General features: G+C 73.3%; 7 protein-coding genes. 3 read left to right on the top strand and 4 right to left on the bottom strand.

Annotated elements, in window-relative coordinates; genetic code table 11:
* Both IT293_05340 and IT293_05335 read left to right on the top strand, forming a co-directional pair.
* A partial coding sequence (locus IT293_05340) for a Na+/H+ antiporter NhaA (GenBank protein ID MCC6764070.1) occupies positions 1 to 498 on the top strand: 498 nt, incomplete at its 5' end.
* A gap of 63 nt (positions 499 to 561) precedes the next feature.
* Positions 562 to 1,860: a GAF domain-containing sensor histidine kinase gene (locus IT293_05335; protein ID MCC6764069.1), complete on the top strand. Its 1,299-nt coding sequence runs from the start codon at positions 562 to 564 to the stop codon at positions 1,858 to 1,860.
* A 36-nt stretch (positions 1,861 to 1,896) separates the two neighbouring features.
* Here IT293_05335 and IT293_05330 read toward each other — a convergent pair whose 3' ends face one another.
* Genes IT293_05330 through IT293_05320 form a run of 3 tightly spaced genes read right to left on the bottom strand, consistent with a single transcriptional unit; the run spans position 1,897 to position 5,521 of the window.
* On the bottom strand, positions 1,897 to 3,090 hold the full coding sequence (locus tag IT293_05330; protein ID MCC6764068.1) for a CoA transferase: 1,194 nt from the start codon (positions 3,088 to 3,090) through the stop codon (positions 1,897 to 1,899).
* On the bottom strand, positions 3,087 to 4,313 hold the full coding sequence (locus IT293_05325; GenBank protein MCC6764067.1) for a CoA transferase: 1,227 nt from the start codon (positions 4,311 to 4,313) through the stop codon (positions 3,087 to 3,089). Before IT293_05325 ends, IT293_05330 begins: the two co-directional genes overlap by 4 nt.
* Positions 4,314 to 4,318: 5 nt before the next feature.
* Positions 4,319 to 5,521, bottom strand: coding sequence for a CoA transferase (locus tag IT293_05320; GenBank protein MCC6764066.1), 1,203 nt, complete (start codon positions 5,519 to 5,521; stop codon positions 4,319 to 4,321).
* Between the two features lie 712 nt (positions 5,522 to 6,233).
* Between IT293_05320 and IT293_05315 the strand changes: the two genes are divergently transcribed.
* A complete protein-coding gene (locus IT293_05315) occupies positions 6,234 to 9,188 on the top strand; it encodes a metallophosphoesterase (GenBank protein MCC6764065.1) in 2,955 nt (984 codons plus the stop codon).
* 60 nt (positions 9,189 to 9,248) lie between these two features.
* On the opposite strand, the gene IT293_05310 is transcribed toward IT293_05315, so the two are convergent.
* Positions 9,249 to 9,824: hypothetical protein (locus IT293_05310; protein MCC6764064.1), on the bottom strand; the 576-nt coding region annotated here is incomplete at its 5' end.

The following is a 9,824-nucleotide window of genomic DNA, read 5'->3' as shown; positions in this document are numbered from 1 at the left end:
GCCGGCGCCGCCCGCGCCGCCCGGGTGCGGCTCGTCCGCCATGCCGTCCGGGAGTCCGTGTCGCCGCTCGAGTACCTGGAGCGCCTCCTGCACCCCTGGGTCGGCTTCGTCGTGATGCCCGTCTTCGCGCTCGCCAACGCCGGCGTGACGGTCACGCTCGCCGACCTCCGCGATCCGGTCGCGCTCGCGGTCGCCGCGGGTCTCGTGCTCGGCAAGCCGCTCGGTGTGGCCGGTGCGAGCTGGCTCGCCGTCCGCGCCGGCCTGGCGCGGCTGCCCGACGGCGTCGGCTGGCCGGCGGTGCTCGGAGGCGGCGTCCTCGCCGGCATCGGCTTCACCATGGCGCTCTTCATCGCCGGCCTCGCCCTCCCCGAGAGCGCCCACGGCGCCGCCAAGGTCGGCATCCTGCTCGCATCTCTGGCCGCCGCGGTCGCCGGCACGTCGCTGCTCCTCGTCGTCACGACCCGACCGCTCCCGCCGACGCGGCCGACGCCGGCATGACCGCAGCGCCCGACCTCCTGCCGGGACTGGACGCGCGCCGCCGCATCTCGGAGGATGGTCGCGATGAGCGCCGACCGCGACGCCGCCGCGCTCCGCGCCACCCTCGCGGCGCGGAACCGCCAGATCGCCGCCGTCCATTCCATCAGCCGGCTCCTCTCCTCCTCGCTCGACCTCGAGGACCGCCTGCGCGACATCCTCGCCGTCTCGCTGGAGGCGGTCGGCGCCGTCGCCGGAACCATCTTCCTGCACCGGCCGGCGGACGACTCGCTCGTCTTCCGCTACGTGGTCGGCGCCAAGGCGCGTGAGCTCACGGGCCAGAGCATCCCGGCCTCGACCGGCCTCGCCGGCGCGGTCTTCCGGTCCGGGCGGTCGCAGATCACGAACCGGCCCGACGAAGCCGCCGAGCACGACCGCGAGGTCGGGCGCCGCATCGGCTTCCCGAGCGAGACCATCCTCACCGTGCCGCTGCGGTACCAGGCCGGAAATCCCGTCGGTGTCCTCCAGGTCTTGAACAAACAGCACGGCGACTTCGACGGCGACGACCTCGAGGTGCTCGAGATCGTCGCCTCGGTCGCCGCCGCGGCGATCGAGACGGCCGAGCTCGCGCGCGAGGCGCAGGCCGCCGCGATCGCCCACGCCGTCGGCGACCTGAGCCACGACATCAAGAACAAGGTCGCCCCGATCGTCACCGGCGTGCAGGCGCTGCGCGCCGACCTCGACGCGATGTTCGCCGCGCTCGACCCGCGCGCCGAGCCGCCGCCCCTGGCGGCGCTCGTGCGCCGGTCCTACGGCGAGACCTTCGACATCGTCATGGACCAGGTGCAGGCGGTGCAGGACTACACCAAGCTCATCGCCGACGCCCTCAAGGGGACGGTCACGCCGCCCGAGCTCGAGCCGCACGACCTCGCGTCGCTGCTCGCCGCCCAGATCGAGGACCTCGCGCGCGTGGCGCGCCGTCACGCCGTGCGGCTCGTCGGCGAGATCGAGCCCGTCCCGAGCTGTCGCGTCGACCGCTTCCAGGTCGAGCGCGCCGTCTACAACCTGGTCGACAACGCCATCCCCGAGACCCCGCCGCACGGCACGGTGACGGTGCGCCTCGGCGTCCGTCCCGAGCCGCGCCTGCCGGGCGGCCGTTGCGTCGAGATCACGGTCGCCGACACCGGCCGCGGCATGGCGCCCGAGGTGCTGGCGCGCATCCTGCGCGGCGAGCCGAAGAGCACGAAGCCCGGCGGCACCGGGCTCGGAACCCGCATCGTCTACAACGCCGTCGCCGCCCACCACGGCTTCTTCGAGGGCGAGAGCGCGCCGGGCGTCGGCACCACCTTCCGCTTGCGGCTGCCGCTCCTCCCCGCGGACGACTGACGCGGTCGCGCGCGACCGCCATCGCGGCGTCCTCGCCTACTCCGCGACGCCGATCGTGCGCGCGCGGCGGAGCGCCGCGACTTCGTCGGCCCCGAACCCGAGCTCGGCGAGGAGCGCGACCGTGTGCTGGCCGTGGACCGGCGGCGCGAGCCGGACGCTTCCCGGCGTGCCGCGGAGCTTCACGGGAACCCCCGTCACCTCGAGCCGGCCGAGCGTCGCGTGCTCGGTTGCGACGATCATGTCGTTGTGCCGCACCTGCGGATCGCCCGCGACCTCGGGGATGTCGTGGATCGGGGCCGCGAGCACGTCGGCCGCGATCAGCCGCAGCAGCAGGTCGTCGCGCGCGAAGTCGCGGCAGCGCGCCGCGAGCAGCGCGTCGAGCGCGTCCTGGTGCTCGAGGCGCGCCGCGATCTTCGCGAAACGCGGGTCGCCGACCCAGTCGACCTCGAGGGCCCGGCAGAGGTGGGTGAAGAACTTGTCGGACGGGCACGTGATGACGATGCCCTTGCCGTCCCGACAGGGATAGACGCCCGACGGCGCGAAGTACTGGCTGCGGTTCCCCGTCCGCGGCGTGATCTCCTCCTTCAAGAACCACGCCCCGAGCCCGCTCGCCTGCGCGTGCACGAGCGCGTCGAGGAGCGACACGTCGATGCGCTGGCCCGCGCTGGTCCGCGCCCGCACCAGGAGCGCCGCCAACACCCCCGTCACCACCAGCTCCGAGGTCATCACGTCGACGAGCGGCACCGTCACGCGCACCGGCTCGCCCTTGGGGTCGCCGTTGAGCGACAGGAGGCCGGCGTAGCCCTGGGCCAGGAAGTCGATGCCGGGGCGGCCGGCGTAGGGTCCGTCGGGCCCGAAGGCCGTGACGCCGACCCAGATCACGTCCGGGCGATGCGCCCGCACCTGCTCGTAGGCGAGCCCGAGCTTGGAGAGCGCCGGCTCCCGCACGTTCGTGATCACGACGTCGCTCGTCGCCGCGAGCCGCGCGAACACCGGGCGCGCCTCCGCCTGCCGGAGATCCAGGACGAGGCTCCGCTTGTTGCGATTGAGGCTGAGGAACGGCGAGCGCTGCCCGGCGCGCTCGGGGCCGAGGTGGCGGCTGTCGTCACCGTAGTGCGACTCGACCTTCACGACGTCGGCGCCGAGGTCGCCGAGGAGCGTAGCGGCGTACGGCCCCGCGAGCATGGTCGCGAGGTCGAGGACCCGCACGCCGTCGAGCGGCGCGGTCACGGGATGGCCCCCTTCGCCTTCAGCGCGCCGATCTCGTCCCAATCGTAGCCGAGCATCTCGAAGAGGATCATCTCGGTGTCCTGGCCGAGCTCGGGACCGAGGCCGCGGATCGTCCCGGGCGTCCTGGAGAGCCCGACCGGCATGCCGCGCACGGTGACGCTGCGGTTCACCTCCTCGCAGTGCGTCTCCATGAGATAGTCGTTCGCCCAGGCGCCGGCGTCCCTGGCGAGATCCGCGAGCGTCGCGACGGGGCTCGCCGCCACGTGCCGGTCGGCGAGCGGCGTCCAGCGCGCCATCCACTCGCCCGCGGTGCGCCGCGCGATCGCGGCGTCGAGGGCCGCGACCAGCTCGCGGGCGTGCTCGCGCCGGGCGGCGGCGGTCGCGAAGCGCGCGTCGCCCCCGACGCCGGCATCCGCCGGGTCCAACGACCCGGCCAGCGCCGCGAACGCGTCGTCGCGGTTCGGCACGCACAGCATCAGCCACTGGTCCTCGGCGCGGTAGGTGTTCCAGAGCGGGTTCCGCGCCGCCGCCCGCGACTGCTGCGCCGCGTAGCGGGGATCGCGGGTCGCGAGCCACGCTTGCAGGGTCGGCGCCGCGAGGAAGAGCTGCGCGCCGTAGAGCGACGCGTCGACGCGCTGCCCGGCCCCGGTCGTGTTGCGGTGCCAGAGCGCCACCAGGATGGCGAGCGCCGCCAGCAAGCCGCCGTACGCGTCCCCCGAGCCCATGCCGAGGTAGATCGGCGGCTCGCCCGGCTCGCCGAGCCGGCTCATGAGGCCCGTCAGAGCCTGCACCGTCATGTCGAACGACGGCTTCACCGTCGTCGCGTACGGGCCGTAGCCGGTGGTCGTGGCGTAGATCAGCTTGGGGTTGATCGCGGAGAGCTTCTCCCAGGTGAGCCGCCACGCCTCGAGGTTCTCGGCGCCGAGGTTCGAGAGGAACACGTCGGAGCGCTCGACCAGGCGGTACATGATCTCGCGCCCGGCCTCGGTCTTGAGGTCGAGGGCCATGCTCTTCTTGTTGCGGTTGATGACGAGGAAGTACTGGTTCCAGTCGCCGACCGGCAGCGCCTTGATGCTGCGGACGCCGCGGCCCTGGTCGCCGCCCTTCGGACGCTCGACCTTGATGACCTCGGCGCCGAAGTCGGCGAGGTGCTGGGCCGCCACCGGCCCCTGGAACCAGACGGTCAGATCGATGACGCGAAGCCCCTCGAGCGCGCTCGCCATGCGGATCAGCCCGCGATCGTGCCGGCGTCGCGGAGCGCCGTGATGGCGTCCTCGGAGAGCCCGAGGAGGTCGTGGAGGATCGCCGCGCCGTGCTGCCCGCGCGCCGGCGCCGCCCCGTCGAGCCGCGCCGGCGTCCCGCTCATGAAGATCGGGAAGCCGAGCGACGTCCGCGGACCGAAGCTCGGGTCGTCGATCTCGACGAAATAGCGGTTGCGGTAGACCTGCGGATCGGCCGCCGGAAAGTCGTAGCTCTCGATGATGTCGGCGGAGAGCTGGTGCTCCTGGAACATCGCGCGCCAGTGCGCGGCGGGCGCGCGCCGGAAGGCGGCCTCCAGCACCTGCATCATCTCGAGCCGGTTCGCGCCGCAGCGCTTGTCGTGCGTGTCGAAGCGCGGATCGTCGACGGCGAGCTCGACGAGCGGCGCGAAGACGGGCCACCAGCGGTCGGTGTCGGGCATGGTGAGGGTCACCCACGGGCCGTCGGCGCTCATGTACATGGTGCCGCTCATCGGGTTGCCGGCGTCGAGCCGGGAGATCGGCCGCAGCATGCGCTCGCCGCCGATCGCGAGATACGCCTGCAGGTCGAGGCTCGCACCGTACATGTTGCCGCCGAGGAGCGACGCGTCCACCTCCTGGCCCTCGCCCGTCTTGGCGCGGTGGTGGAGCGCGGCCAGGATCCCGAACGCGAGCATGACCGCGGTGTACATCTGGCCATGCCCCGGAAAGACCGGCGGCCGCCCGGGCTGGGGCAGGATCGGCATCATGCCGGTCCGCGCCGCGGCGAGCTCGTCGATGGCCGGGAGATCCGCGTCCGGACCCTGCGGGCCGAAGCCCGAGCCCCGCGCGTAGATCAGGTCGGGCTTGCGGGCGCAAAGCGCCGCGTGGTCGAGGCCGAGCCGCAGCAGGTCGGCGCGCGCGCGGTCGGTGATCACGACGTCCGCCTTGCCGACGAGCGCCTGCACGAGCTCGCGCCCCGCCGTGCTCGCGAGGTCGACGGCGAGGCTCCGCTTGTTGCGCTGCGCGAGCGCGGCGTGCGCGTTCCAGGTGCCGGGCGCGCGCTCGTCCTCCGGCCCGACGGCCGGCGACGGCCCGAGCGCGTCGACGCGGATCACCTCGGCCCCGAAGTCGCCGAGGAGCGCCGCCCCGATGCCGCCCCACGTCTCGATCGTGAGATCGACGACCCGAATGCCCGCGAGCGCCCGGCTCATCCAGCCACTCGCGCGATGCCGCCGATCAGCGCGCCGTACGGCCGCGTCAGCATCTTCCGCAAGCAATGGTGCGTTCGACGAGGACGGCGTACGGCATGACGGGAGGGCTCCTGTGGCGCGCGGCGCTCCGCCTCCGATCGCGGCGCCCGTCGCGAAAATGAAACACGTTCTAAGAACCGGCGCACTATGCAGAAGAAGCTCGCTCCTTGCAATCGTCGCGATCGGGTCGCCACCCTCGCACGAACGCGGCATCGTGCAGCCGCGCGCGCTCCCCGGCGGCCGCGCCATCGGCCGATCCGCACATGCGCCGCAGCGGACCGCGCGCCGGCGCGCCGGTCCCGCGGCATGCATCCGCCATGGCTCATGCCCGGCTCCAACCCTTGGCGAACGCCCGAGCGCTCTCCCCGAGCGTTCTCACGGGGTCACGGCGTGTACGCCGCGGCGTGCACCATGGCGTTCCGCACGGCGTCGCGGAGCCACCCCGTGCATTCGTGAACGCAGCGTTACGCGCACGACGTGGGGGCGGCGACGACGCCCGCGCCTCCGCGGGCGGCACGCAGCGCCGCGTGGCATCCGGGTTGCTCCTCACACCCTCGCGCGATCGAGCATCGACTGGATCGCGGACGCATCGTCAGGGGGCTGCGTCGGCACGTGTCACCGCAGACGCCCAGGAGCCCCGACGCCGCGTCGGTCGACATGAGGGGGGCTCACCATGGGGTATCGTTTCTCGTCGCGCGCGTCATGCACCAGCCTGCTTGCCGCCGCGCTCACGTCGTTCGCGCTCGCCGTCTCCTCCGCAGCCGCCGCCACCGCGCTGACGCGCGGCCCGTATCTCCAACGGCTGGGAACCACGGCGGTGACCGTCGTCTGGAACACCGACCTCGCGAGCGACTGCGCGCTCGCCGTCCGGCCGCTCGACGGCGGCGCGCCGATCGTCCTGACCGGCCCCGCGAGCGCGGTGTGTGCGATCCCGGTGACCGGCCTCCTCCCCGGCCGCGCCTACGGCTACGTCCCGCGCGCCGGCGCCACGGCGCTCGGCGCCGAGTCGAGCTTCACGACCGACGGTGCCGGTCGGCCCTTCACCTTTCTCGTGGTCGGCGACACGGGCTCGGGCGGATCGGAGCAGCTCGCCGTACGCGATCAGATGGTGGCGAGCCCCGCCGACTTCGTCCTGCACACCGGCGACATGGTATACGACAGCGGGGAAGCCGAGCGCTACGACCCGCGCTTCTTCGAGCCGTACGCCGATCTGCTGACGCGCCTGGTGTTCTGGCCCTGTCTCGGCAACCACGACGTCCGGACGGCGAGCGGCCAGCCGTGGCGCGACGCCTTCTATACGCCGGCGAACAACACGGCCCGCTCCGAGAATTACTACTCCTTCGATTTCGGCAACGCGCACGTCGCGGTCCTGAACTCGAACGCCAGCACCGCGCCGGGGAGCGCCCAGTACGTCTTCCTCGACGAGGACCTCGGGGCGAGCACGGCGACGTGGAAGGTGGTCGCGTTCCATCACACGATCTATTCGAGCAGCAAGCACGGCAGCAACACGACGGTACGCGCCAACCTCGTTCCGCTCTTCGACCGGCACGCGGTCGATCTCGTCTTCATGGGTCACGACCACGTGTACGAGCGCACCCTGCCGCTCCGCGGCGGGCAAGTCGTCGCGCCGGGCGCCGGGACCGTCTACGTCACGACCGGCGGCGGCGGCCGGGAGCTCTACGCGGCCGGCACCAGCAGCTTCACCGCCCATTCCGAGTCGGCGCATCACTTCACCCGCGTCTCGGTGGACGACGACGCGCTCCTGCTCGAAATGGTGCGCGCCGACGGTGCGATCCGCGACGAGATGGGGCTCGTGAAGGACGCCGGTCCGACACCCTCCCGGACGGCGACGCCGGTCGCGACCGCAACCGCCGTGCGCACGGCCGCGGGCACCGCGAGCCCGCGCGCGACGGCGACCACGACCCGGACGCGCACGGCCACCCCGATCCGGACGCCGACGCCCGTTCTCACGCCCGTCGGACGCCGCGTCGAACCGATCGCCGACACCTACATCGAAGCCGGCACCGAAGCCTCCTGGTCGCACGGCGGCTCCGACCATCTCGACGTCGACGTCAAACCCTTCGGCGTGACCTACCTCGCCTTCGACCTCTCGGCCGAGCCCAGCCCGATCGCGCGCGCGCTGCTCGCGCTCTACGTCACCAACGCCTCCGACGACGGCGGCAGCGTCGTGCGACTGCCGGTGTCGCCGCCCTGGACGGAAGGCACCGCCACCGGCATCGACGCGACCAGCGCGGGCGCCGTGGGCCTCAGGTGGACGGACGTCGATCGCAACGGCGACCGCCGGCTGGATGCCGCGGACGCCTCGCCCCTCGTCCCGGACGCCGGTCCGGTGATCGCGAGCCTCGGTCCGGTCGCGCGGGGCCAGCGCGTCGTCGTCGACGTCACCGCCGCCTTCACCGCGGGGCCGGGTCGGTACACGCTGGCCATCACCAACACGAGCAGCGACGGCGTCACGTTCTCGAGCCGCGAGCATCCGACGGCCGCGCAGCGACCGGCGCTCTACGTGACCGGCGGCGTCGCCGCCCCGACTCGAAGCCCCACGCCGAGCGTCGTCGCCGCGACCCGCACGGCCACCGCCACGCCGCTCCGAACGGCCAGCCCGCCGGCCAGCGCCTCACCGACTGTCGTCCGCACCGCGACGCCGCCGGCCAGCGCCTCGCCGACACCTGTCCGCAGCGCGACCCCGCCGCGGACCGCGACGGCGACGCCGCGGCCGAGCGCTACGCCGGCGCCGGATGCCACCGCCGCGCCGTCCGCCTGTCTCTCCGGAACCGGACCCCTGATCCTCCTGAGCGGCACCCTCTCGACGAAGTACACGAACCACGGGCTCGCGCCGCTCACGCGGATCGACGCGCGCACCGCCTCGTTCCTCGGCTCGCCGACGAACCACTATCCCGTGAACCTCGCCGGCGGCGCCGGGGCCTGCATCACCGGCGGCCGCGTGCTCGGCCAATACGACCGCAGCCGCAGCTGGGATTCGATGCACGACGAGAACAACGCCGGCATCGCCTTCGACAACGCCGCCTTCTCCGTGGAGGGCCTCCGCGTCGACAACGTCACGGACGGCATCCGTCCCGAGGGGCCGGGTCCCTTCACGATCCGCCACACGTGGCTCTCCTACGTGCGCGACGACTGCGTCGAGAACGACCACGTCCAGGGAGGTCTGATCGAGGACTCGCTCTTCGACGGCTGCTACGTCGCCATCGCCGAGCGGCCGACCTCGTCGATCATCGCCGGAGGCTGGGACGGACGCGGCCAGACCCTCACGATCCGGCGCACCCTCATCCACCTCGCGGCCATGCCCGGACCCCGCAACGGCGCGGCGACCGCCGTCGGCCACGAAGGCTTCTTCAAGTGGTCCGATCGCGCGACGAACGTCGCGCTCCACGACAACGTCTTCATGGCGGACCAGGTCGGCCAGGGCGGCGCCGGCTCCATGGGCGTGCCGGCGACCCTCACGGCCTGCTCGAACAACGTCATGGTCTGGCTCGGGCCGGGAGACTATCCCGCGCGCTTGCCGAGCTGCTTCACCGTCACCAAGGATCGCGGCGTCTGGGATCGCGCCGTCACGGCGTGGAAGCGCGCGCACCCCGCGCTGGTCGAGTAGCGACGCCGGCGCGCGGGACGATCCGGGGCCGCGCGAGCTCGCGAGCGCGCGGCCCGCGGGTCAACCTCCCGCTGCGCGCGCTTCCCGGCGGGTGGGCGACGCCGCCGGCGGCGGCTCTTGCCGGTCGAGGCGTCCGGACCAGTACGCGTCCCACAGCCCCGAGCTGCGCAGGCGGCGGAGCTGGAGCAAGCGGCGTGCGCCCATGCTCGTCTCCTTCTTCCCGGCGCGCCGGAAGCGCTGCTTCACGCCGCCGCCGCACGCGCGCGGACGCCCGAGCGCGGCCTCGATGCGGCCGCTCTCGATCTCGAGCAGCCGCTGGATCTGCCGGCCGCTGATCCCGATGCCGCCGACGTGACGCAGCACCTCGGCGGCGCGCTCGTACGGAAGATCGGCGGCGAGATAGAGCGCCTGTTCCCGAACCACCGTGGTCACGTCGGCCTCGACCGCGAGCCACTCGTCGAGCGGCCGGCGCGTCGCCCCGCACCGCCGGCAGCGGTAGCGGCTGCGCCTGACCTCGATCGGCCCGAAGGCCGTCACGATCCGCCGCGTGCTCCGGCCACGGCTGTACATCGGCGCGGCGCACGGACCGCACACGATCCGCGCCTTGATCAGCGCGCGCTCGATCTTCCCGAGCAT

The sequence above is a fragment of the Deltaproteobacteria bacterium genome, from assembly GCA_020848745.1.
Classification (GTDB): domain Bacteria; phylum Desulfobacterota; class Binatia; order UTPRO1; family UTPRO1; genus UTPRO1.
Note: the sequence above shows the minus strand (reverse complement) of the source record. Positions and strands in the feature narration are given on the sequence as shown.